This is a genomic window from Nostoc sp. (genome assembly GCF_054880495.1).
Map to the genome: position 1 here is coordinate 1 of NZ_JBTYKD010000010.1, position 24,418 is coordinate 24,418.

Below are 24,418 nucleotides of genomic sequence, written 5' to 3' on the forward strand. Positions count from 1 at the left end.
ATGAATTGTGTACCAGTAAAGTTTTCTGAATAACATAATATAACTAATGTATAAGTTCTGTGATCTATCTAGGGAATTTAGCTCAATCGGTGCTAATCATCCAGTATAGTTTTGCATGGGTTTTATAGCAGCTACAAGGCTGCTACCTTTAACCTCCTTGTTCGACATACCGTAATTCAGCACATCACAGACTCAAAAAATGAAATATCGGGGTTTTCACATTTCTAAGGCGAAAAATTTTCGCCCTCTTTCTAGCAGTCATCTCAGATATACTTTGCGCGTGGGAGCCAGACTAACGGCCTTGCTTGTTGTTTCTAGTGGCTCAATACTACTAGCGGGTGAGGTTAATGCTGGTGCGACTCACCCAGAAGGTATCGGCTCAACTCTCACAGCGCAAGCTCCCGCAACAGCCGCAGTGATTTACGTTAATCCTACAAATGGTGTAGATAGTGCTAGTGCTGGTACAACGTCATCTGCACCCTACAAAAGCATCAGTTTCGCTCTCAGTCAAGCCCAACCAGGTGCAGTTATTCAATTAGCACCTGGGAACTATAACCAGGAAAGTGGCGAAAGCTTCCCGCTCTTGCTTAAACCAGGGGTAACACTGCGGGGTGATGAAGCTACTAAAGGTGAGGCGATATTGATTACAGGTGGAGGTTTTTACACTAGTCGCACCTTTGCCAGACAGGATATTACCATTCTTACCGACCAAGATACCACGATCACCGGTGTCACCGTCACCAACCCAAATGCGCGGGGTACGGGTGTGTGGGTAGAGTCAACTAATCCCACTATCAAAAACAGTACTTTTACTAACAGTCTCAGAGAGGGCGTTTTTGTCACGGGTACAGGCAATCCCAAAGTTGAGAATAACGTCTTTGTGCAAAACAAAGGCAATGGGATTTCAATTGCTAAAGCTGCCCAAGGAGAGATTCGGAATAACTTATTTCAGGATACTGGTTTTGGTCTAGCGATCGGTGGCACTTCCACACCTCTAATTGTGGAAAACCAAATTGTCGAAAACCAAGACGGTCTTTTTATCTCAGAGTCAGCGAAGCCCGTATTGCGTAAAAATGTCATTCAGAACAATAAACGGGATGGAGTAGTCGCAACTGTCAACGCTCTACCCGATCTTGGCACCAACGAAAATCCTGGTGGTAATCTAATCCGCAAGAACACTCGTTATGATGTGAACAACGCCACTAAAACTGGTAAAATTGTCGCTGTTGGCAACGATATCGATCAGAAAAAGATTTTTGGCTCAGTAGATTTTGTTGCCGCAGCTGTTAACATACCGTCTGGAGGGACTGTTGCTTTTAAAGATGTGCCAGCAAATTACTGGGCAAAAAACTACATCCAAGCTTTAGCCTCGCAAAATATTATTGCCGGCTTTCCTGATGGCAGCTTTAAACCCAATGAACCTGTAACCCGCGCTCAATTCGCAGCTATTGTCACTAAAGCCTTAACACCACGAGCTAAACGCCCAGGCATTAAATTTAAGGATGTAGCAAGCAATTTCTGGGCTTACACTGCAATTCAATCTGCTTACCAGAGTCAATTTGTTTCTGGTTATCCTGATGGAAGTTTTAAGCCACAGCAGCAAATTCAAAGAGTGCAGGCGTTGGTCGCTTTAGCTAATGGTTTGGGCTTAACTACGAATAATCAGAATGTCCTTGCCTTTTACACCGATGCTGCCCAGATTCCTAATTATGCAATCGCACCTGTTGCTGCGGCAACTGCACGGCAATTAGTAATTAACTATCCCACAGCCAAGCAACTCAATCCTAATCGTCAGGCGACTAGAGCCGAAGTTGCTGCCTTTGTTTACCAGGCACTCGTTAATGCTGGACGCGCTCAACCAATTCCTTCATCCTATTTGGTAACAGTTCCGTAAGTGCCTAGTTAGCAAATTGAAAGCGCCAGACTGATAATTTGTTAGTCTGGCGCTTCCAAATACATTGCTCAGATTCTCAAATCAGTAACTTGCGATAAAATTATACTTAATGGCAACGGGAAAATTTTTAGATTTATGGTGCTATCGAACCCTTGACAGGAAAGCATTTCCAGCATGAATACCCCAAACTCAATGGCGAGTATTTTCAACAGTTTTTGGACTGGCTATCTCAGCGATTAGGCTCGGATTATGCCATTTTACAGATTGACCAAGCGAGCGCTCATACCAGTTCTGCAATTCGTTGACCGGAGAATATTATTCCTCTTCTTCAACCACCACATTCTCCCGAACTCAACCCGCTCGAGAGGCTTTGGCAGCTCCTCAAAAAACCACTTCAAAATGAACTGTTTTCTTCTTTACAAGCTTTAAGCGTAGGCGTAGCCCGCCTTCGGCATCGCATCCAGGAAATATTCAACCAACTTACATTTGAGCAGGTAATGTCTGTCTCTTCTTACAACTTTATCTTGGAAGCTCTATTCTATGCAGCTTCATATTAAATTGGTATAACTCCAAATTTATTTACACATGAAAGTTGGTGTAGTTAACGGGTAACTTTCCCATTATTCAGCTTAGTTTTTTGGTTTTAATCTGTCTGTAGATAGCTGCAATGTTGCGGGCATCATCAATGCCACGATGGTGTGTGCCTTTTAATTCTATCCCCAACTCATTCAGAGCCTGTGCCATGCCAAATTTTTTAGACACACCAAGATATTCTGAAAATTCCTCTTTAATGTTTATGTGTTCTGAAATAAAAAGATAAGGGAAATTATGAAACGCGCAATCTTGAATAAATTGCTTTTTGTCGTAATTGCCCCAAGAACAAAAAATATGATTGGGAAATGAATAAATCCATTCTTTGAAGCGAGAAATTGCCTCTAGAAATTTTGGCGCTTCGTCAACATCTTCCTGCCGAATACTAGTCAATTTTGTGCAAAAACTTGTCAGTTGCGGATGTTTCACCGGTTGGATGAATTGCTGAAAGTCTGAATCCATTTCCCCCGTTGCTCTATTGAGCATTACGGCACCGATTTCAATGATTTCCATTTTGATGACGAGGAATTGTCCCACTGTCACAGCACGTAGCCTCCAGATCGACTATCAGATAATAGTCGGATATTTTAGTTTTCATATAATTTAGATTGATGAAAAAGGTTTAAGCCAACGTAGCACTTACCCACAAGTACCAGTTAACATCACTTTGCAGACTTGCCAGTGTCTGAAAATACTTTGCGAGTACTAAAGTATTCAAAAGACTAGCGATGTCTACGATGATCACTGAGCTTTGTCGTTCGCGCAGCGTCTCGTAGAGAAGTGCGGCCTACGCCTACGCAAAAGCGAAACACAGAGATAAACCCCCAATTATTCCAGCTTTCAGGGATTATAGGCGTTCTGCCATCAGTTGAATGTCTGAAGTTTCGTTCACTTTATATTTTGATTGGGGAGTAGGGATTGGGCAAAACAGTTACGAGTTAAGAGTTATGAATAAAGAAGTAAGATTCCCCACTTCTTTACTACTACTTTCCACTCCCCAATGCCCACTTCCCAGTATGATAAATATTAGAAACCTTTTGTAATTATTTTAAAAGTGGGAGTATGGAGATTTTGACACTAGGTTGGGTATCACTGTTAGTTGTGTTCACTTGGTCAATTGCAATGGTAGTCTGGGGACGTAACGGACTGTAGAGGCATGGTGGAAAGTCCATTTTTGAGTATTTTGACTTTAGTTGCTGTAGTGCTGCTGGTAGTAGTCACTGGTGGTATTGGTTATTTAACCGTGGCAGATTGGCGCGATCGCCGTCGCCAAGAGGAAGAGAAACGCACCACCCGCAGCGCCCCTCCTAAGCGGCGGTAATTTTCTCGTGGTTGAAAATTCTTTTTGTAGGGACACGATAATATCGTGTCCCTACATTATTTTATCTGGCATTTCAAGGAAATAATTGTTACCTTTCTACTATCTAGGGGAATTATAAGATAGAAGACTTTCAATATTTAAAATCTGACTGGGAATGGAAAACGCCTCTACTATTCAACCTATACAACCAAATTCAGAGCAGCAAGAATCTGATTCAGATATGACATTCTCGCTGCGTCAGAATAAGCAACAAAAAGCCTTGTTTGGCGTTATTGCCCGCATTCGTGAGTCTCTAGACATAGAAACTATCTTCAAAATTACAGTCACTGAAGTACGCCAGCTTCTGAAAACTGATCGCGTTAGTGTGTTTCGTTTTTATCCCGAATTGGGATGGGAAGGGGAATTTATCTATGAAGATGTGGGAGCAGAATGGGGTTCGGCACTAGCAGGAAAAGTGGACGACCACTGCTTTGCTGCGAAATTTGCATCATTATATCAGCAAGGTAGGATTAAAGCAATGGCTGATATATATCAAGCTAGTATCAGTGATTGTCACGTCCAAATGCTAGAAAGATTCCAGGTACGTGCCAATATAACTGCCCCTTTAATGAAAGGTAAAAATTTATGGGGATTGCTGTGTCTTCATCAGTGTAGTAGTTCTCGGCAATGGGAAGCATCAGAAATTGAGTTTGTGCAATTAATCGCCGAACATCTGGGAGTTGCCTTGCAGCAAGCAGATTACCTGGAACAAGTGAAATTACAATCAGCACAATTAGCACAAGCAAAAGCCATAGAAAAAGCAGCAGTATGGCAGAAAAGCATAGCGATAACCATTGAGAAAATTCGTCAATTCCTAGACTTGGAAAGCATTTTCCGCACAAGCACCGTAGAACTTAGGCAGATGCTAAATGCTGACCGCGTGGCTATTTATCGCTTCAATCCCGATTGGAGTGGTGAATTCGTGTTTGAATCAGTGGCAGAGGGTTGGTTCTCCCTCATGGAGCAGCAGTTACATCGGCCGGAATTGAAAGAAAACGTCAGCGAATGTAGCGCCAAAGATTTAGCTAAACCCCCAGTCGCTGATACCTACTTACAAGATACAGAGGGTGGTGGCTTCGGCAGGTGTGAAGTTTACCGTGTTTGTAATGATATTTACAGTGCAGGCTTTAGCGACTGCTACATTAAAACCTTAGAGATATATCAAGCAAGAGCTTATGTGATCATTGCCATTTACCACGGTCAGACGCTCTGGGGCTTGCTAGCAGTGTACCAGAATGCCAGAAGCCGTGATTGGGAAAAAGATGAGGTTTACTTTCTTATCCAAGTTAGCACCCAATTGGGAGTAGCATTACAGCAAGCTGAGTCATTGAAAGAGGTGCAGGTGCAAGCTCAAAAACTGGCTAAAGCCGCCGAACGAGAACGGAAAGCAGCCCAAAGGGAGAAGGCGTTAGCCGCAACGGTGGAGAAAATTCGCCAGTCTCTTGATATTGATACCATCTTTGCTACCAGTACAGAAGAAGTCCGACGGCTATTGGAAGTTGATCGAGTCACAATCTATCGATTCCGGGCTGATTGGAGTGGGGAATTTGTTGCTGAGTCTTTAGCGCCAGGTTGGACATCAGTAAAGGAAATTATATCTGCGATGTCTATGATGGTCACTGAGCTTGCCCTTCGGCAGGCTCAGGGTAACACCTGCCCTGAGCCTACGTCGTTCGCGCAGCGCGATGCCCTGAGCTTGCCGTTCGCGCAGCGTCTCGTAGAGAAGGGTTTCGTAGAGAAGGGTCGAAGTGCGGGCTACGCCGCAGCAGATGATTACTTGCAAAAAAACCAAGTTCGAGACTTTGCTAATGGTCAAACTCTTGTTATTAAGGATATTTATAGCACCGATTATTCTATTCCATATATTGCACTAATCGAGCGAATGGAGGCTAGGGCATATATGATTGTGCCGATTTTTCAGGGGGAGAAACTCTGGGGATTACTAGCAGCTTATCAAAATATCAAACTCCGTGATTGGCAAGAAGATGAGATAAATTTGCTGATGCAGATTGGGACTCAGTTAGGGGTAGGACTTCAGCAAGCGGAATTACTCGAACAAACTCAACGTCAAAAAGAAGAAATCACCCAGAATCTTAAAGAATTGCAGAACACTCAGAGCCAGTTGATTCAAAGTGAGAAAATGGCAGGCTTAGGGCAGTTAGTTGCTGGTATAGCACATGAAATTAACAACCCAATTAGTTTTATTTATGGCAACATTACTTATGTTACTGAATATGCCGAAAATTTACTTAAATTACTGCGCCTTTATCAGAAAGAGTATCCTAAGGCAATAGGAGAAATTGAAAACCAAGCAGCAGCACTGGATTTAGATTTCATTAGTGATGACTTGCCCAAAATTCTGACTTCAATGGAAATGGGGGCAGATCGGATCTCTCAATTAGTCTTGTCGTTGCGAACTTTTTCTCACCTTGACGAAGCAGGAATGAAGGCAGTTGACCTTCATGAAGGCATCGAAAGTACTTTGCTAATTTTACAACATCGACTGCAACCAGAAACAAATTCTTTTGCTATTGAGGTAGTTAAGCAATATGGTGAATTGCCCCTGGTAGTGTGCTATGCTGCCCAGATTAATCAGGTATTTATGAATATTCTTAACAATGCGATCGATGCACTGCAAAACTCAGAGAAAGCTGGAAAAATAATTGATAATCCTAAAATTTGGATTCGTACAGAAGTCACAGAAGGGAATACTATTCTAATTTGGATTGCTAACAATGGTTATGAGATTTTAGAGATGATGCGATCGCGCATTTTTGAACCTTTCTTTACCACCAAACAACCTGGACAAGGTACTGGTTTGGGGTTATCTATTAGCTACCAAATTATTGTGGAAAAACACGGTGGTAATATCAAGTGTGTTTCTGAACCTGGTAACGGCTGTGAGTTCTGGATAGAAATTCCGATGAAACGGACAGTTAGTTAAAAAAACAGGCGATGCCTTCTCTACGAGACTCTTCTCTACGAGACGCTGCGCGAACGGCAAGCTTAGAGCATCGCGCTACGCGAACAGAGGGTTTTGCCTACCCTGTTTTAACGAAGAGTGCCAAGATACCGGAGAATTTGCTCCTCTCTCCCAAAATTGGGAGAGGGGCTGGGGATGAGGTTCAAACCTCGAAAGCATGCCTTGCCTAACTTCTACGTTAAGTTGACAACAGACGTAGGGGCAATTCATGTAGCTTTAGCTGACCGCAGGGTATTGCCCCTACCTAAAAATCAGGATTTTAGGTATTGTTTGCGTAAGTCCTGGTAAGGATTTGGTGCGTTACGCTTTGGAATTTATTCTCAAACGGAATAGCAACGAAGTGAGTGATTGAAAAGATGTGGGTAACGATAAGCCTTAAAAAGGAGAGCAAGGCTTTTAAAAAGTCACAATCTAGACATACATCAGCATTAACGCTTTTTGTAGAGGGGAAACTTCACTGGTGGTCATTGGGTACTTTTGCTAGAAGTTTATTGTGAAACTCTCACACAAGAACCTTCCTGACCAGGATCGGGAAAAACTGCTAAAGTGTGATATTCAGGGTTATCTGTTCCATATAGCACTCGAAAAGTATACAACTTGTTTCTACCTTGCCCTTCAGTAACAACTGTTAAAAGTGTATTGCTAGTGGGAGGAAGTCCAGGAATGTCCAGTTTCGCAATCCGTCTGAGTTGAATTACATTCGCTGCCGAGTTTTTACAATCTCCTGCACTAGCATTAGCTTGTTGACCAAACTGCATACATACTGGGCCATCAAAATCTATAGTTACCTGTGATGGATCGTTTAACCAAACTTTTTTAATTACTTCTCCAGCCGGAATAAAGCTTAAGTTTGTTCCTTCTTGATACCAAATTTTGATCGTAGGTATTGCTCCCCCTAAACCCTGTGCTTGGCACGAAAATATGGAACGCAGAACGGCGTTATTAGCTACAGCACGGCCTACTAACAAGAACATAGCAACCGAGAAAATTAAGGAAGCTATAGGTAGGAAATAAGAATTATGTGGGGTATTTCCTGACAATTTAGGATTATTGTTCATGGTTGCAAATGTGGAGATCCCAAAGATGGAAACAAAACTAATTATTAATTACCATTACCCAATCCAAAATCTAAAATTAGTATAAATCCTACCTCCTAAAGCTCCGTTGGCTGATTAACGTATATTTCAACATTTGTGCCTGCTGGCAAAAACCAAACACCATTTTGTTGTGACATTTGGGCGATCGCCTGTTGATTACGTTGGGCAATTTGGGGTACTACAGAGTTCAAACCACCTTCCACAAGCCCAGCTGCAAGGTTGCGTCTGGGTTGACTGATAGTAGTAAGAGTTGAGCTGTTACTGGTGGTGCTTGGTGTCGTTCCTGTTGCTGGGGTGGTAGTGGTAGTAGGAAGTGATACGAGTTGAGTATCAGGGAGATTTACTAACTCTGCTGCTTTACTAATACCTCCTAAAACGAATAGTCCTGCATCCATTGATGCTATGGACGAACTTTGACTGGGAAATTTATTTCCCATTAAAGGTTTACCTTGAGTACCGCGAATAAAAATTGCATTGTTAGGTAAGTTTAGTTCTGTAAGGTTGCCATTATTTTTCGAGATGACTTTAACTACGTTCATCTGGAAAAGACCTTGTTCGGAAAGGGAACCAACTTCAGCTAGAAATTCGGTGTTTGCAGGTAGAGCGATCGCACCATCTGTAGATTTTAACGGTTCTTGCAATCGGATCACAAATACATTTTTCTGTTCGCTTCCTTCATTACCACCGCTTGACTTAGTAGTTTCCCCAAATATCGCTGTCGCCAACACAGCTTTAGCACTAGTCCCGACAGGTACGGTTTTCTGTCCCTGCGGTTGCGCTTGGCTCACCAGAGGAGCGGTTTTGTCAGGATTTGGGTTTGTCTGTTGCTGCGTATTGTTTACAGGTTCAGGAGCCGCTGCAATGCTATTAGGTTGATTGGTAGCATTTACTTGACCGTAGCTACCTAACTTTGCTAACCTTGTCCACTCTTCAAGTGCGCTTGGTGGAGATGGTGGAGTTATATTGACTACCGGCTGAGTGTTTGCTAGTTGGGGTGGTAGCAAAGGTTGAGAAGTAGGTACAGGACGATCAACTGTCACTGTCCGAGGTACGTAAACTGTTGGTGCGGGTGTTGGTATCACTTTCGGTAGATCTCTGGAAGAAACTGACGGTTGTTGTAAGGCTACTGGCGGCGTTGATTTGGCAATTCTGAGCTGTTGTTGGGCGGCTTTTACCAACTGTGCTTGTTCAGTCAGGGCTAATTTCGTTTTCAGACTATCTACTTCAGATCCTAGCTGTTGAGAGCTAGATTCATTAGTGGGCTGCGATCGCGCTTCTGGAGAAACAATATTTTTTGGTTTTTGACTGCTGCTACTCATCAACTTGGACAAAAACACACCACCAACCAAAACTATCAATAAGGTAGCAGCCCCTACCAAAGCTAACTTTGCAAAGGGATTAGATGAGAAGGCTTCCTTAGTCTGAACTTGTTGCGGTTGAGAAAGAAACTCTTGCGCCGTTACAGAGTCTTCTGATCCTGGGATATCTGTAGGAGATTCTTCTTCAAAGCCGACCAACCTTGACATCTGTGATTCCCAATCTAAAGATTCTACTTTTGGTTGGCCATCGTCGGTGGTTAGAGTAAATCCATTTTGGGGAGGAGTTTCCGTAGGAATTGAGTATCTAGTCATGGTAGAGCTTTGGTTGGATTTGCAGAACAATTTTGATCTTGGATTTCACATACATTATAAATTTCTAGTTTGGCTTCACCAAGGCGGTAAGCTGCGAAGTGTAACGGTAGTGCTGCATTTGGTAGTGAAGGTGCTGGTTGATCTATGGCTCTAACTAAAATTTGTTTATTAAAGGAAACTGATTTTCCCAACTTATCATAACTACTAAAAACTAATTGATTGGCAACTATATCCACTTTCCACTTTCCATTGTCTATTTCTGTAGGTTGAGAAATTTTTTGGATTACTAATACATTCTCCGCTCCTCTATTAACATTTTCAAATTGGCTATCTGGATTTAAGTTAGTAAGTTCTGACTTAAGTTTTTGTTTAAAATCATCAGCTACCAGTTGGGAGGTAATTTCCCAGACCTGTGTTGGCGGCTGTTGTTGTGACCAGGTAAGCATTAAGGTCATTGTTTCACCCACAAAGCGGCGAATCGCCTCTGGTTGTCGCTCTAAATTTGGTTGGGGGTCTACGGTTATAGTGTGACCATCAACAAGTTGCACTAAACTTTGAGGTGTGAGTTGCCTACTTAACTGTTGTAACATAGACCCGTTAAATATTAGTAAAAGCAAGGTAAATAGATGTAAACCAAAGGTTCCTACTACCAACACTGGTAAAGGGCTATTTGTCCTATTTTCTGGTTTGAGTAATTGCATTAATAATTAATTAAATAAATTGTACTATCAGCCAGTGAACTAGAAATCGATTATCTAATAAAGCTATCAGATGTTTGTCCAGAACCGCATTGCCTGAATTTATCTTCGTTCAGGTTGTTGTAGCCATCTAGCAAACATAAGTTACGAATTTCATAAATTTCTAGTCTATCAGCGCGGACACTATAAATTGCTTTTTGCAGGTTTGTGCCATTGTCGGCTTGCGGATTAGCGAAATAATCTACTGCACGTACAAGGAAATCTTTGTTAAAAGGAGTTATGAGTTTTGCACCACCAACTCGGTTTTTTTGAATTAAGTCGGCTACCATACCCACTCGCCACTTACCGGGTGCAATTTGTTTTGGCGGATAAACCCGCTTAATAACTAATTGTGATGTCATCGCTTGGTTGGGATTTTCAGAGAAAACTTCTGGCGGTGTCATTTCTGCAACTGTGCTTAAGAAACCTTTGCGAAAATCTTCTGATAAAGCAAAACTAGCTATCCAACTGGTGGTGCTAATTTTTTGGCTACTCCCTTGAGGTGTTTGAATAAGAATTCCTAAATCTGCTTTTGGGTTTGCAAGTTCTTCGATAGTTTGTGGTGGTAAGGTTCCAGACCAGGTAAACATTGAGATCATCGTTTTGCTGATGAATTGGCGAATTGCTTCTGGTTGTCTGGCTAAATCATCAATATTAGCTACTGGTTTACCATCTATTAATTGCACAAAGTTGGGAGATTTTCTCAGACTGAGTTGACGAATATTTATCCCTTGGAATAAGAATAAAAGTAAAACTAATATATGTAAACTGAAGCTAGCGATCGCAAAAATTGTCAAAACACTTGCCGTTCTTTGTCTTTTTTCCAGTAAACGCACCATTTACTCACCTCCTTCTGCAAAAAACTTCAGCTATTGTATATAATCAGCAGTCAGCAGACTTGCCAAAATTGAGTTTATTCATTTTTCATTTCTTATATCCTCTCATTTACTAAAGAAGCCGTATTACTGATCGCACTGAAGACTGCAAAACCGCCAGCAGCAGCCACAAGTAAAGATACAATTGGTGCTAAAATTCCCAGAAAAATTATGAACCACATTAAGTCTGGATCAACATTAGCATTTTGACCTGGCCCATTCACAATAACTGCGGCAGTCAGCACAGCAATAATATTGAATGAAATCTTGGCAATTCCAATAGATAAAAATCCGGTCAGCCATGCAAAGATTGGTTTACCAGCTACAGGCAGTAAAGAACCACCTACAGCCAGTGGACCTAAAGCCGCTATCAACAACATCGTAACTTCTATCAAATTCTGGAAGGCATATTGTAAGGAAACCAAAAAGTTTTTGATACTTGTTTGGACTGTAGAACCTAACAAAGAATTAAATGAGGTTTCTGATACAATGCCAGTGCCATATCTGATATTATCTACCTTAGTTTGTAATCTATTTATCCAGCTTTTATTTCCGTATATCTCTCTATATTTTCGCCAGAGAATGTTAACTTTTTCGGCAGCTTTGATAAAGCATTGACTTTGTTGTTCACCAGTAAGCGACTGGCAAGGACGCAGAAAAGAGCCAGCTACTTCTTCGGCAACACTCATATTCAGTGCTTGCTGGTATGTTTTATTCGCATCTGCTGTTACCAATACTTGCTGATTCACAGTGTTTAGAAAATTCCGCACTCCTAGAGTCAGATTAGAAAGGATACTTCCATTGCCTGAATTACTTAAGAGAAGCACCACAATAAAAGGCCAAATTAAGGCTGATATGGGACGGGTATATTCGTAGGATATTAAGTCTTTGAGGAATTGTATCATAAAAAATAACAGGGTTCCTACTGCAAAAAAAATACCCAGATTGGTCAGCGCTCCATACAAGTTATTACTGGTATTATTTTGTAATAAATCCAGCCATTGTTTGTCCCAACCTTGGGCAACACTTTGGGAAGTTGCCGCACCATTATCGATAATCTGATCAATGCCTACTTGGCCAAAAATTAGTTGAATAGCAAGTTGCATTTTGATTTAATGGGCTATTTGTTTAAGATTTCATAGAGTGCGTTACGTTCCTAACGCACCATCCCGGATGCTTTCGGTGCGTTACGCTGTCGCTAACGCACCCGACAAAACTGTTTTTTAGACTTACTGTTAGTTTCTAAGGGATTTACAACAAATAAATTATCCAATCTTGTGGGGTGGGCATCTTGCCCGCCTTTGGCTACGGGCGGGCGAGACGCCCACCCCACAAGAAGTAGTTGAGTATTTTTTATTTGTCAGTCCCTAACAAGTTTAAGGATTTTAAAAATTGTATAAATCCTACTTATTAACTTTTCTCCCAAACAAATCCAGTTGAGAAGTAGCTCGTAAAAGTCGCGCCGCTTCTGTAGATGTTTCTACTCTCCGAGCGCGATTCGCCTCTTCTGTTTGCTGAGAAATGTTTGCTAAATTTAAATTTGAATACTGTAAAGACTGATTCGTTTGTATTGTCTGAGCAAATGTTTCACCTGCAATTTGTGATTGTGCCTGTTGAATCTTAATACTTTGCAATTGAGTAGCACCTATTAATTGTGATAAAGCCGAAATAGCGCCGCTAGTTGCAATATCTCCAGCACTAATAGTTGCAACAGAAGCAGTTGGAGGAATTAAATTGCGAGCTTTATCAATAAACCCTTGGCTCCCTACCTCCGCCTGGTCGGTAATATCGGCAATATTTTTTAGTGTGTTTTCAGTATTTTCTAACTTTATTTTTGTCCGAATTTGTCCATTTTTACCAAGAACACCTACCGCGACTCCACGGGTAATTACACGATTGAGTTCATTACTAACTAAATTTCCCCGTACTGCTGAATTATTTTCAAAGCGGGTTGATTTAGAGTCTGAATTATAAGAGTAGTTAATCAAATTATCACGAACCGTTTGTCCCGCAGCGACGGGGTTAGGTAGATTCAAGTCTCCTTTGGCATTACTTAAAGCATTTTGACTCTGTACTTCTATAGGCTTTAAGTTGTCGCTGAGATTATATTGAAGGTAGTTTTGCAAATCTGTGGAATATGATTGAAAATCAGTCCAAACATGGCCTAATCCGCTCGTCTGAACTTGTGCCATTGCTGGTAGGATTGCCAGGGATAGTAACGTTAAAGTTAAAATGGTAGTTTTTTGCATACATTTGTGCTTGAAAAAAATAGACTAAATTAAGCTTTTTAACTATGATTTATAACTTTTTGAACATTGTTAACTGCTTACACAACCCGATTAACTACTACGTAAATTCGCCACTAACTGACGTGCAAATGCAGAAAAAGCTTCATATTTATTGCTGTGAAGTTGCATCATTTTGCTACGTGCAGCTTGTTCAGAGGGGTTATTCGCAACTGCTGCCAATTGTTCGTAACCTGGATAGTAACGGCAGAATGTATAAATCCCGTTATCATCTAGTAGCCATTGGCTATAAACGCCTTCTTTACGCGGAAAAAAGCTTTCTGAGGCATTACGAGAAATAACTTCGCGGGGATATTTTAATATCTCTGCAAAACTATCCACTGCAACTGGCTGAATGCGTCCAATCAATCGTGTTGTCAGGTTTTGCAAAATTTTAGATGCAGCTTTAGATTTGGCAATAGTATCAGGATCTTGTCCTGATAAGATGACTCTAATCCCAGCTTTAGCACCGTTGGCACAAATTCTACCAACTAAGTCAGAAATTTGCTCAAATTCAAATAGAATTGGTGCTTCGTCGATAAAGAATATGGAAGCTGGGCTGCTAAGTGCGCGTCGTAGTGCGGCTGAATAGGCACTCAAAGAGAGTACGGCTGCATCTTCACTATCTGATAGGTTTCTGAGAGCAAAAACTAAAAGTTGTGCATCGGTAGGAAAGCTGGATGGTGCAGAAATCGCTTGTCCCACACGACTAGAAAGCCAAAACCGCAAGCGCAGTTGAATTTGACTGAGGGCGTCTTCTACTCTGCCACTTAAAGAATCTAGCTGCAAATGATCTGGTGAGCAGAAAAAGAGAAAATCTTTTAAGGTAGGGGTTTTCTGCCAAGCAAGAGTGCCAAATCCTCCCGCCATCGCCAGTCGGTATCGCTCTTTGATGCCCTCATCTGCAAAAAAGGCTTCTAATGCTAAGTTGAGCAGCGATCGCACGGTTTGCGATAAAATTTGACTTTCAGTGGATGATCCCAAAACCATTGTCATCAAAGCTGATTCTAGGAACCCTGTATAATCGTTAAAGCGATCGCGCTGTTGTTCTGGTTCTAGCGATCGTAAGTCTGGCTGTTCAAATAAGTTATTCGATTGTTTGGAGATATCAAAATACGCTCCATTCCCCTCCATAAACTCTGTGTAGTCAGTGAAAGTAGATGTACCATCAGGTTTGGGGAAATCTAACGCCACTACTGGAATACCATGCGCCAAAGCCTGAGTTAAAATTCCTGATACCAACACCGATTTACCCGCACGAGTTGTCGCAAACAAAGCTAAATTTTTGTGTTGATTAAATAAATCTAAATGTACGGGTGTTCCGCCTTCTTCAGCAATCAACTCAAAGCCTTGTTTATCACCTCTTTTAGTTAAAACTAAAGGCATTAATCCGGGAACTTCACTTGTTAAATATAGCTGGCGACGATTGAAGGGTGTGGCTAACAAACCTTCCCAAACTATCGGTAGTGTTTGCAGCCAAATTTTCCAGGCGTACTCAGTTTCTCTAATTAATTTTGCTGGACGTTGAAAACAGTTTTCAATATATCTTGTTGCCTCATCTAATCCTTCTACAGTTGGACGATGTACCAAAATGACGACACTCGTATAAATCGGGACTGCGCCTTCAAATAATTGTTCTTGAGCTGCTACCGATTTCTTTAACTTTAATTGAGCATTGACATCAATGGTTTTACTTTTTTCTTGAGCCATAATTGTTGTCATGTTTGACTGCTTCAGCACTCGTTGCAGAGTAGTTTTCACCATTGCTGGATTTGCCGCAGTCAGCTCACAAAAAATCTCTGTATCTACTACTCTTTCTCTCGCCAACAGTTCCCATAAATAGCGCAGTTGGGTAGATTTATTTGACCAACCTCCGGGTTTTTCGAGAAATGAGAGTGCGCCAATATAATTATTGTTAACATTAACCCACCGCCGATCGGCACAAGGTATGCTAGACTCCATCAGCAAAGTTGTGCCGTGGATATTGTCTATAAGCAATTTAGTACTAGCTAAATCGGAATTAACTTGCTCGTGTAGTCCTTGTTCATCTAAAGTCATTAACTGGGGAATATCTATTGGATCTGTATCATTAAACCTTTTCCAGATTTCCTCCCAGAGTTCCTCAGCTTTCAAAGGCTTGACATCCAACCCCATTTGGTTAGATAAAATTTGTTCCCAACGTAGAAAACCCTGTTTGTAAGCATTTGTGATCAGGGTTTCAATACGCTGGTTTTCTATTTCTGAGAGTTCCCCTTTGAATTTCAACCACCATGATTCAGCTCTAACCAAAAGCTTCTCTATCCAATCATCCCCATTTTTGGAGTTGGATTCAATCGTGTAAGTGACATAAATCCGCAAAAATTTTGGCTTACGAATACCAGAAATTGTTAGTTCTTTGAGTCTAGCTCTTTCCGCCATCAACAAATATTTGATATCTCGTGATGGCGTATTTTTTATTAATGATGCTAATTCTTTTTGGCGCTCTTTGTCTGAACTAAAAGATCCCAAATGCAGTGTCATTCTTTCACCGCTAGGGATGTCTTTCAATCCAGCTTCAATGTTATTAAAAAGTGTATCGATTTGTTCAGGTCTTAAGGTTGTATGAATTCCCTTACAGTCAAAACCAAAAACAAAGCAGAACTGATCTTTTTGAGTACCTTTTGTCAAAAGGTAAGCGCCAATATCACGTCCATTCATAGCCACACGTAGCATTGTCGCCAAGTGTAAGGCATCTTCAAATGGTGTTAATCTACTTTCATTTCCGGCGACGGCGACGCTTTGTTTTCCGATTTTTCGCTTCATGGTTAACTTCTAGTAAGCTTTGATAACGAGCAAAGCCTCTTGTCCAAGCGGGAACGCCAATAAATTTACTTAAAAAGCTCCAACTCCTACCACCAGTTAAGATCCACCAAGTTCCGATTCCCCAACCAGTAATTAGTACTGTCCACAACCATTTTTGAAACTCTTCTTGGAAAATCCCACCAAAAATCCCATTGATAATAAAGTATGAGGTTAAGGCGATTACCGTCCAAGGAAGAATTTGATCGGCAGGAATTGGTCCTAATGAAGGTTGGCTTCCCAGAACTTGATTGACTGGACGAAATTCTTGTTCCCGCTCTTGAGACATTTTAAATATCTGAATTATTTACTGCTATCGCCAATTACAAAGCGTGTGAGTACATCTGCAATGGTAACAGCAACAACGACTAATAGGGGAGTTCTGGCAATGCTTTGCCAATCTTCATCTTTACGCACTGCGTTAATCACACCAACCAGGGAAATTGCAATATAGAGTAAGTAAATCGCCCGTAACACATTAAATATCAAGCTTACTGGTGTGTCGCTACCACCAGCATTTGTTCCTGAACCATTTTGTAAGGTTCTTTTGAAAAACTTTTCAGCTTCCCCAAAAAACTGTGCTTGGGCGGGGGCGGCAAAATAGTCTAACCAATATAAACTCAGGACGATCGCTGCTACTAAAATTTGTAATAATACTAGCGATCGCCTTGGTAAATTCACCTGCTCCCCAATTTGCTGGGTGATCACTACAATTAAACTACCAACTAGTAAACAAAAGAGCAGGATAGGACTTTTTAGGCTGATAACGCTTATGAGTACAGCACAAGCAATCAAAAAAGGTACAGATTCAACCAGAATCATCAGGGCGGATTTAAGTCCCAGTCTGAAGTTATGAGATCCTTTGACGGCACTACCAGTTAAAGCTTTGAAAAAGTTTCTCTCGTGAGAACTTTGTCTAGACATTTGCTAATTTTCCTATGGTGTACTATGAGTGTTCGTTGTCTAAAATTTTACAGCCATTTTCAATTTAACATGATTAAACATTCATTTTTAATGAAATTATGAAGTTTGCAGTAAAGTCTTCGATTATATATAAACTTTTATTAAAGAAAGTTAATAAAATATTAAGTTTGGTTTAAAAGGTAAATATGCGTAGTTTTAGAAACTAGGTTTCGAGCTTTAAACCAGAACTGCCAGAGTCCTCCTAAACTTTTTCTATTCCAGCGATTTGGCCTCAATTAGAGGTTGGGCAATCTGGTAGAAACGCCAGACAATGCTTGGCAGCATAGTTACAATTTCTATAGAAAACATTTTATCCCTCCAAACAACTGTCTTGTAAGGTGTTATCGTTACCTAATGTACTACAAATTAGTACATTAATTGCTACAAATTTGGGCAAGTTGGCAACGCAATGGCTAGAGTATCCCATCTGCAAAGCCTTTTGGGAATACTTTTGGAGATTATATTAGCAGTACAATTCATATCCGCGTTAATCAGTCTACTGTCCATAGAATGAAATATACCACGCTTTATCCTCTTGGCTAAATAATCTCCAAATGTTTACCGGAGATTGCTGAGGGAAAAAGGTTAAAAGGTTAAACGGTAAAAGCATTAAATCCAGGGCTATTTCGTTCTTGGCATAACCAGCCCGGAAATAAATTTCCTTTTCTTATAGTTCAAGTCCGTTAAAATGGACTCAAAAACTTATTCATAGTCGGTTTTAACCGACTTTAGCTATGAGACTCTTAATTTATTCCCCGGCGGACTAGGGGGGAATGAAATAACCCTGGCATTAGATCACTTTCCCGCTTCCCCCTCTTTTTCATAAATTGGTGAATTGTGAAAAACAATACTATCACTTACCGTTGACAGAAAAGACCAAATACGCAATATAGATTTTTGGAATTCTAGCTAGATTTTTCAGCTATTTTTTGGCGAAGCCTTGCTTGGATTGCGCCTACGCAACTAATAAAATGCTGAAATAGCGTATTTTCGTTGACACATACACTGGTTAATTTGTAAACTGCGTAAACTTTATTAAATACTTATTAAAACCTCTACAAAAAGCTTAATATGCAAAACTGAAAGTTTCAGATTTTCCTCTGGTGAATTAATAAAAAAATGCTACAAAAACTACTTTTGAAACGCCTCTAAATTCCAGAAATATATATAAGTTATTTAATCATTCCATAATCTAATCATGACTTAAGCTTTACCTTAACCTTATATTGTTTATTTGGTTGGCAAACTTTAACAGCTATTAGTTATAGCAGTCCTAAAAGATTTGTGAAATCCTGACTTTCTTTACTTCGCACATTAGCGGTAGCTTCTGGCAAACTGCTGCGCGTTTACATTAAAGAAAGTGATTTTCATAATTGAGATAAAATTGCCATCCCAAGTAAGTGGGTAAAATTAAACATGGCTTTTTAAAACGCGATAAGAGACTGAAAATGGGAATTGAGGCATGATTCATAGTACCTACTAACCACTCCCTTATACTAAAGCCACTGAATGTTTATTTAGACTAACTTACTTTGGAATGTAGAGTTTTTAACTAGAAAATAATCATGCAATAGCGTGGATTAGCAATAGCTTAATGCACTCTATATATTTAATTTGCTCTACATTCTTCAGAGTGTTGTGCAAACTTTTGATTTATTAATAACCTCTATAAAGCCAATTTCTTGTGCTTAGAGGTTATTTATAATCGCCAGTTTGACACTTGATTTTGATTTGATATGGTGTTGAACCGAAAATTAATTTGAAGGAGCTTGACATGGCTTTTTGTTCTAATCGTAAATTGACCTATTTGGCAACTTCAGTTTCTGTATTTGCCCTGACAATTGGTTTAGTAGCAGGTCAATCTGCTACTCAGAAATCTCTAGCTGAGACCTCTTTAGGTAATGGTGCAGGTGCAAGCACCGTAAACGCTTTATTTACAGGTCTAAAAACAGTCGCTCCTGGCTTCAGCTTCACATATGCTCCAGTTGGTAGTGGCGCAGGGTTAACAGCTTTATTCACTCAAACCCAACCAGCAGGTACTACTCCCAAAATCACTTTCCCAGTCAATTTTGCAGCTAGTGACGACCCCGTAGCCGCAACCGAAAAACGTACTAATCGTAGTTACATCCAAGTGCCTGTGATCGGTGTCGGAGTCACACTAGTTTATAACGCTACTGGTCTGACTGTACCAGCCGGTGGAATTAAGCTTTCACGAGCTAGTTACTCTGGTATTTTCAACGGTACCATTACCAATTGGAACGATAAGAGCATTAGTGCTGACAACGGTCGCCAAATAGCACTCAATGTACCTATCAAAGTTGTACATCGTAGTGACTCAAGTGGTACTACTTTTGTTTTAACCACTCATCTGAAGGCAATATCTAGTGCTTGGAAGCTAGGAGCAGGTTCAACTGTTGCTTGGCCAAGCAGTTTCATTGGTGCTACTGGTGGTGGTGGTGTAGCCACTGCGGTCGCAAATACTAAAGGTGCAATTGGTTATCTGGATAATGCTACCCGTTTAACTAAAAGTCTACCTGCGGCAGTCTTAGCTAACAAGGCCGGTAATTACATCGCTCCCTCAACAGCTTCAATTACAGAGGCTCTTAATGGTGGGACTGTCGTAAAATACAGTACTAATACCGCTAGCAAGCTGATTAGAATTGATAATTTGAGCGATCCAGCCCGTCCAAATGCTTATCCTATTTCCACAGCAAGTTATTTGGTGTTTTACTCAGCTGCTACAGGTTTTAATACTTTCGTCAACTCTGCTTTTGGGCCAGGTGGGGATGCTTTAGCTACATCTCTCGGATATGCTCCTCTTCCCGGTAGCATTAAAACTGCGGCTAAAGGTCTGTTTTAAGACTTGCCTAAATACTCCTTTCGGTGCTTCTGGTTGCAACGTCGGTTTATAAATTGACCTAGTAGCCTGTGGGAGAATAGCTGTTAATTCTGTTTGCAAACAGAATTAACAGCTATTAGCTATAGCAGTCCTAAAAGGGCACTACATAGCGATGTCTACGACGGGCTACGCCTACGCTCTAATTCATACTTCAATTATGCAACACCACTATTTTGTTATTCTGTCAATGCGTAAGTCCTATATTAAGCGAAAGGTGTTTATTTTTCTCTGCAAAAGGAATAAAATTTGCCATAAAAACCACCTTTGAAACACCTCTAAATTACCAAAATCTATTTAAGCTTTTTAATCATTTCATAATCTAATTATAACTTAAGATTAACCTTGGCTTAACCTTAGCATTATAGTGTTGATTTCATTGGCAAGATTTAACTAGCTATTAACCATAGCAGTCCTAAAAGATTTCTGAAATTCTGACTTTCTTTACTTCGCATTTAGCGGTAGTTTGTGGCAAACTGCTGCATATCTACATTAAAGAAAGTAATTTTTATAATTCAGATGAACTTGCCATGCCAAATAAGTAAGTAGGTAAAATTAAACATGGCTTTTTAAAAGGGAATGAGAGACTAAAAATGGTAATTTAGGAATGATTAATAGTACCTATTAACCATTTCCTTCTACTAAAGCCACTGAATGTTTATTTATACAAACTTACATTGAATGTATAGTTTTTAACTAGCAAACAATTATGTTAGAGGGTAAATTAGCAATAGTTTAACACCCTCTACATATTTAAAGCTTTGCCTTTAATTTGCTCTACATTCTGAAGAGTTTTGTGCAAACTTTGTTTAATAAATACCTTTTTTATGCAAGTTTACTGTGCTTATAAAAGGTTATTTGTAATCGCCGTTTAACACTTGATTTGGATTTGATATGGTGTGGAACCGGAAATTAATTTGAAGGAGCTTGATATGGCTTTTTATCGCGATCGTCAATTGACCTGTTTGGCAAGTTCAATTTCTGTACTTGTCATCGCAACTGGTTTCGTAGTAGGTCAATCTGCTACTCACAAATCTCTAGCTCAGACCGCCACGACCCCTGCCCCAGCTGGAGTAACCTCCATAAATGGTGCAGGTGGAGGCAGTATAAATACTTTGTTTGTGGGTACAGGAACTACCTCTCCTTATGCCCCACAAGGCTCATGGTTTAACACTTACGGTGTTGGAAATCCTAAAACCCTCAATCCTCCAGGAGCAGTCAATCCGCTCGTAACATTCAGATATGCTTCGATTAATAGTAGTGCAGGGGTAACAGCTTTTTTCACTCAAACCCCACCACCCGCAACTGGGGCAACTATCAATCCTCCAGTCTCTTTTGCAGATAGTGATGACCCCATAACAGGAACAGAAAAACTTAGTGCAGGTCCCAATACTGGTATCCCCATCCAAGTGCCTGTGATCACCTACGGAGTTGCGTTAGCTTACAACCCCACTGGTCTAAATGTACCAGCAGGTGGAATTAAACTTTCACGAGCTACTTACCTTGGTATTCTTAACGGCACCATTACAAATTGGAATGATCCCAAAATTAAAGCAGATAATGGCGGCGCAATAATTGCAGTCAATAAGCCCATCGTTGTAGTACGTCGTAGTGACAATAGTGCCAACACTTTTACTTTAAGCAGTAATCTCAAGGCGGTCTTTGGTGCTACATGGAACAGAGGAGTTGGTGAAATAAGTATTGCTCAAGCTGGCGCTATACCCAATCCACTACCAGCCAATACAGTTGTTTGGCCAGCCAGTTTCCAATTTGCATCAGGAAGTAAAGGTGTAGCCACCAAGATCAAAACTACTGCTGGTGCAATTGGTTATGTGGATAATTCTACGCGGTTAGCTAATGGTCTGCAAGCTGCTGTCTTACAGAACAAGGCAGGTACTTACAACCCCATCTCACCAACTTCAATTGGAAATGCTTTTGTTGGTGCGACTGACCAAGATGCAAGTCCTCGGCGGATTAAACTTGTAGTCACTGATCCAACAGCTGCAAATGCTTACCCCCTTGTTAGCGCAAGTTACGTGCTATTTTATGGAAAATACGCAGACGCTAACGTAGCAACTGGTATTAAAGGATTCATCAACTGGGCTTTAGGAGTACCACCTGTTCCAGCACCAGCAAATGTCACAACCAACCCGAACAACATAGCTATAGCTCGGGGATATGCTCCTCTTCCCGATGCCATTAAAAAGCAGGCTACAACTCTTGTCAATACTTACGTCACTCCATAATTGCGTGAATACCATTTTTGGTTTTAACCGCTCTTGCCTCTCTGGTTTATAAATATCTTGGCAAGGATATGAAGATGATGCTCCAGGATCGTAAATACAATCCTGGGGATTTATTTAGGCGATTATTTATGTCAATAACTCTTGAAGATGCCAGTCTTTTAGGAATAATAATTAAATAAGATACAATTTATGTCCCTGGCTTACCTCACCCTAAATCCCTCTCCTTATAAAGGAGAGGGAAGCTAGATACAGGATGAAGTTTTGCATTTTATTTAATCCACGTTCCTTAGCAATTTATCTCATTCAACTAAAGAGGTTATAATAAATCTGTTCTATTGAAATATGGAACTTGTTCTTAAGCATAATAATTGAGATTTTGCCCCATTCTCAATAAGTGTAGGATGGGCAGTGCTTATAAGCTAAAAATAAGGGGGTTTGAGCAAATGGTAAACAGCGCCCACTCTACTTTATGAGATGATGCGATCGGAATCAGTATTTATCCTCTCTCTATAATTACGCTCAGTAAAAATTAGAACTAGTTAAAAATCATAAGATTTAGTTATCTAAATATTACAATTGGATACAAACCTACTGTTGTTGGTGACGGAATATCTACCGGTCGGAATAGTTGAAAAAAGTTCAATCGTCAACTATGTTAGAATTAGCTAGTTGAGAAATATTTTCGGTCATGTAACTGATTATATAGACGCCTCTCCGAATCTAAATCTCTACACTCTTTGATTTTGGAGGTGTTTTATGTCAGTTTATATTCCTAATCTACCCAATGAGACCCAATAAAGTTGAAGATAATGACCTATAACAGGTCTTCTGAAAGTATCGATTAAGTCTCAAAGTTAATAGAGCTAAGACCTTTAGAGATGAGACTCTTCAGCACTCTAAAACTTGAAGTTTTTAGTGAGCAGAACTCTATTGCAATACCTCGCGTGAAACTGAATACATCTGACTGTCAAAAAATGTGCTAAGAAGAATGGACAGTAAAATGTGTCACAAATCCCCACAACATACGGATAGTAGTTGAACTTATGCCAACGGATATAATTACCCGTCCTGAATCCCTCACAGAAGATTGTTTCTTTACTTACGCCCTTGGGACTGATTTGCATGATACTAATTCGACAGCCAAATATTTACGCCGTATTAGGAAAGAAGATAAACCATATATCGACATAGCTGTTTCTCCCAGACCGGGCTATCGGTTTGAGGTTTGCCTGATCCCTGTTGAAGGGTTTGCTCAAGAAACAATATTGACAAAAGATGGGTTAGCCAAAGCTTTAGCGATTATTTGTGCTGTATCTAACAAAGCTAGGAAGCGTTTCCCTTCAGGAAATGGACAAGATATAGTCCGGTGTCAATTTAGTAACTTAGCTGATGCAGTGGCTGTAGCTAACAGATTGTCTGCATTGCCCTCTAGTATGTATGAAACTCTTGCAAAGTTACCAAATGCCTTGTAAGATGGCATCCGCTTGAAGATTTATTATTCGGACGGACGCGAAGACATTTTAATGGTAAGTAACTAGAGGGAGTTGAGATGAAAAATTCTATGGGTCACATTTTATCTGTTGAGAAAAGAGTTGTTTTACAAGACTTTTAACGCTAGTATACAATTTTACTGTTTCCGCACGCTGACCCGTAATTCAAAGTGAGTTTTTTTATGCCTATAAGTCCTTTGCGTGAAGAACCTCGTAACCAGCGAGCGCCTGTAATTCGTACAAGTAATGAGTTTATTCTCTTGGAATGGTTAAAGTCAACTGGTCGTCTAATCGAACGTGAACATCAAGAATCTGAGTATCTAAATGAAGTAGAAGAAATTTCAGAAATGATCGACCTTGACGATATCCCTTATGATCATGATGATGATGATGCTGAGATGGATTTAGAAGCCTAGTAGGGTAATTCGTAATTCGTAAGGGACTTCCAAATAAAAAAATAATCCAACTATTTATTGTGGGGTGGGCGTCTCGCCCACCTTTGGTTACTGGGCGGGCGAGACGCCCACCCCAC

Annotated in this window: 19 protein-coding genes and 1 pseudogene; 10 read left to right on the forward strand and 10 right to left on the reverse strand. The window is 40.4% G+C overall.

The features are described from left to right. The first annotated feature begins 199 nt into the window (after positions 1-199). The gene (locus ACYTXL_RS00850) at positions 200-1,894 is read left to right on the forward strand and encodes a DUF1565 domain-containing protein (protein WP_461923083.1); all 1,695 of its coding nucleotides are present in this window, start codon (positions 200-202) and stop codon (positions 1,892-1,894) included. A gap of 317 nt (positions 1,895-2,211) precedes the next feature. Beyond that, entirely contained in the window at positions 2,212-2,451 is a 240-nt protein-coding gene (locus ACYTXL_RS00855; protein ID WP_461923098.1) for a transposase, read from the forward strand. A gap of 67 nt (positions 2,452-2,518) precedes the next feature. On the opposite strand, the pseudogene ACYTXL_RS00860 reads toward ACYTXL_RS00855, so the two are convergent. Continuing rightward, positions 2,519-3,083: pseudogene (locus tag ACYTXL_RS00860) on the reverse strand (3'-5' exonuclease). A 464-nt stretch (positions 3,084-3,547) separates the two neighbouring features. Between ACYTXL_RS00860 and petN the strand changes: the two are divergent. The 4 genes from petN (at position 3,548) to ACYTXL_RS00880 (ending at position 6,998) form a co-directional block, all read left to right on the forward strand. Next, the gene (petN, locus tag ACYTXL_RS00865; RefSeq protein WP_012408302.1) at positions 3,548-3,637 is read left to right on the forward strand and encodes a cytochrome b6-f complex subunit PetN; all 90 of its coding nucleotides are present in this window, start codon (positions 3,548-3,550) and stop codon (positions 3,635-3,637) included. A 4-nt stretch (positions 3,638-3,641) separates the two neighbouring features. Further along, positions 3,642-3,806: a hypothetical protein gene (locus ACYTXL_RS00870; protein ID WP_461923099.1), complete on the forward strand. Its 165-nt coding sequence runs from the start codon at positions 3,642-3,644 to the stop codon at positions 3,804-3,806. A 154-nt stretch (positions 3,807-3,960) separates the two neighbouring features. After that, positions 3,961-6,789, forward strand: coding sequence for a GAF domain-containing sensor histidine kinase (locus ACYTXL_RS00875; protein WP_461923084.1), 2,829 nt, complete (start codon positions 3,961-3,963; stop codon positions 6,787-6,789). An 11-nt stretch (positions 6,790-6,800) separates the two neighbouring features. Further along, positions 6,801-6,998: a hypothetical protein gene (locus ACYTXL_RS00880; RefSeq protein WP_461923085.1), complete on the forward strand. Its 198-nt coding sequence runs from the start codon at positions 6,801-6,803 to the stop codon at positions 6,996-6,998. A gap of 318 nt (positions 6,999-7,316) precedes the next feature. Here the strand turns inward: ACYTXL_RS00880 and ACYTXL_RS00885 are convergent, their stop codons facing one another. From ACYTXL_RS00885 to ACYTXL_RS00925, 9 genes are all read right to left on the reverse strand, one after another. Then, positions 7,317-7,886: a hypothetical protein gene (locus tag ACYTXL_RS00885; RefSeq protein ID WP_461923086.1), complete on the reverse strand. Its 570-nt coding sequence runs from the start codon at positions 7,884-7,886 to the stop codon at positions 7,317-7,319. Positions 7,887-7,981: 95 nt separating this feature from the next. Then, on the reverse strand, positions 7,982-9,556 hold the full coding sequence (locus ACYTXL_RS00890; protein ID WP_461923087.1) for a TrbI/VirB10 family protein: 1,575 nt from the start codon (positions 9,554-9,556) through the stop codon (positions 7,982-7,984). Continuing rightward, a complete protein-coding gene (locus ACYTXL_RS00895) occupies positions 9,553-10,257 on the reverse strand; it encodes a hypothetical protein (protein ID WP_461923088.1) in 705 nt (234 codons plus the stop codon). Before ACYTXL_RS00895 ends, ACYTXL_RS00890 begins: the two co-directional genes overlap by 4 nt. 50 nt (positions 10,258-10,307) lie before the next feature. After that, the gene (locus tag ACYTXL_RS00900) at positions 10,308-11,132 is read right to left on the reverse strand and encodes a hypothetical protein (protein WP_461923089.1); all 825 of its coding nucleotides are present in this window, start codon (positions 11,130-11,132) and stop codon (positions 10,308-10,310) included. Positions 11,133-11,224: 92 nt separating this feature from the next. Beyond that, entirely contained in the window at positions 11,225-12,274 is a 1,050-nt protein-coding gene (locus tag ACYTXL_RS00905) for a hypothetical protein (protein WP_461923090.1), read from the reverse strand. A gap of 297 nt (positions 12,275-12,571) precedes the next feature. Further along, on the reverse strand, positions 12,572-13,417 hold the full coding sequence (locus ACYTXL_RS00910) for a hypothetical protein (RefSeq protein ID WP_461923091.1): 846 nt from the start codon (positions 13,415-13,417) through the stop codon (positions 12,572-12,574). Between the two features lie 90 nt (positions 13,418-13,507). Next, complete coding sequence (locus tag ACYTXL_RS00915; protein WP_461923092.1) at positions 13,508-16,255, reverse strand: hypothetical protein; 2,748 nt, start codon at positions 16,253-16,255, stop codon at positions 13,508-13,510. After that, complete coding sequence (locus ACYTXL_RS00920) at positions 16,209-16,580, reverse strand: hypothetical protein (RefSeq protein WP_461923093.1); 372 nt, start codon at positions 16,578-16,580, stop codon at positions 16,209-16,211. The genes ACYTXL_RS00915 and ACYTXL_RS00920 overlap by 47 nt, the downstream gene beginning before the upstream one ends. A gap of 14 nt (positions 16,581-16,594) precedes the next feature. After that, entirely contained in the window at positions 16,595-17,215 is a 621-nt protein-coding gene (locus ACYTXL_RS00925; RefSeq protein ID WP_461923094.1) for a hypothetical protein, read from the reverse strand. Positions 17,216-19,028: 1,813 nt separating this feature from the next. Here ACYTXL_RS00925 and ACYTXL_RS00930 point away from each other — a divergent pair. The 4 genes from ACYTXL_RS00930 to ACYTXL_RS00945 all read left to right on the forward strand — a co-directional run bounded on the left by ACYTXL_RS00930 (position 19,029) and on the right by ACYTXL_RS00945 (position 24,302). Beyond that, a complete protein-coding gene (locus ACYTXL_RS00930) occupies positions 19,029-20,114 on the forward strand; it encodes a substrate-binding domain-containing protein (protein ID WP_461923095.1) in 1,086 nt (361 codons plus the stop codon). Positions 20,115-21,049: 935 nt separating this feature from the next. Then, positions 21,050-22,396, forward strand: coding sequence for a substrate-binding domain-containing protein (locus ACYTXL_RS00935; protein ID WP_461923096.1), 1,347 nt, complete (start codon positions 21,050-21,052; stop codon positions 22,394-22,396). A gap of 1,043 nt (positions 22,397-23,439) precedes the next feature. Then, positions 23,440-23,868: a hypothetical protein gene (locus ACYTXL_RS00940; protein ID WP_461923097.1), complete on the forward strand. Its 429-nt coding sequence runs from the start codon at positions 23,440-23,442 to the stop codon at positions 23,866-23,868. Between the two features lie 200 nt (positions 23,869-24,068). Next, the gene (locus ACYTXL_RS00945; RefSeq protein WP_196514950.1) at positions 24,069-24,302 is read left to right on the forward strand and encodes a DUF3134 domain-containing protein; all 234 of its coding nucleotides are present in this window, start codon (positions 24,069-24,071) and stop codon (positions 24,300-24,302) included. Positions 24,303-24,418 lie beyond the last annotated feature (116 nt).

Bases quoted from the DNA above. Each gene is read 5' to 3' on its own strand.
- ACYTXL_RS00850 (WP_461923083.1), top strand. From the start codon at position 200: ATGAAATATCGGGGTTTTCACATTTCTAAGGCGAAAAATTTTCGCCCT.
- petN (WP_012408302.1), top strand. From the start codon at position 3,548: ATGGAGATTTTGACACTAGGTTGGGTATCACTGTTAGTTGTGTTCACT.
- ACYTXL_RS00870 (WP_461923099.1), top strand. From the start codon at position 3,642: ATGGTGGAAAGTCCATTTTTGAGTATTTTGACTTTAGTTGCTGTAGTG.
- ACYTXL_RS00875 (WP_461923084.1), top strand. From the start codon at position 3,961: ATGGAAAACGCCTCTACTATTCAACCTATACAACCAAATTCAGAGCAG.
- ACYTXL_RS00880 (WP_461923085.1), top strand. From the start codon at position 6,801: ATGCCTTCTCTACGAGACTCTTCTCTACGAGACGCTGCGCGAACGGCA.
- ACYTXL_RS00885 (WP_461923086.1), bottom strand. From the start codon at position 7,886: ATGAACAATAATCCTAAATTGTCAGGAAATACCCCACATAATTCTTAT.
- ACYTXL_RS00890 (WP_461923087.1), bottom strand. From the start codon at position 9,556: ATGACTAGATACTCAATTCCTACGGAAACTCCTCCCCAAAATGGATTT.
- ACYTXL_RS00895 (WP_461923088.1), bottom strand. From the start codon at position 10,257: ATGCAATTACTCAAACCAGAAAATAGGACAAATAGCCCTTTACCAGTG.
- ACYTXL_RS00900 (WP_461923089.1), bottom strand. From the start codon at position 11,132: ATGGTGCGTTTACTGGAAAAAAGACAAAGAACGGCAAGTGTTTTGACA.
- ACYTXL_RS00905 (WP_461923090.1), bottom strand. From the start codon at position 12,274: ATGCAACTTGCTATTCAACTAATTTTTGGCCAAGTAGGCATTGATCAG.
- ACYTXL_RS00910 (WP_461923091.1), bottom strand. From the start codon at position 13,417: ATGCAAAAAACTACCATTTTAACTTTAACGTTACTATCCCTGGCAATC.
- ACYTXL_RS00915 (WP_461923092.1), bottom strand. From the start codon at position 16,255: ATGAAGCGAAAAATCGGAAAACAAAGCGTCGCCGTCGCCGGAAATGAA.
- ACYTXL_RS00920 (WP_461923093.1), bottom strand. From the start codon at position 16,580: ATGTCTCAAGAGCGGGAACAAGAATTTCGTCCAGTCAATCAAGTTCTG.
- ACYTXL_RS00925 (WP_461923094.1), bottom strand. From the start codon at position 17,215: ATGTCTAGACAAAGTTCTCACGAGAGAAACTTTTTCAAAGCTTTAACT.
- ACYTXL_RS00930 (WP_461923095.1), top strand. From the start codon at position 19,029: ATGGCTTTTTGTTCTAATCGTAAATTGACCTATTTGGCAACTTCAGTT.
- ACYTXL_RS00940 (WP_461923097.1), top strand. From the start codon at position 23,440: ATGCCAACGGATATAATTACCCGTCCTGAATCCCTCACAGAAGATTGT.
- ACYTXL_RS00945 (WP_196514950.1), top strand. From the start codon at position 24,069: ATGCCTATAAGTCCTTTGCGTGAAGAACCTCGTAACCAGCGAGCGCCT.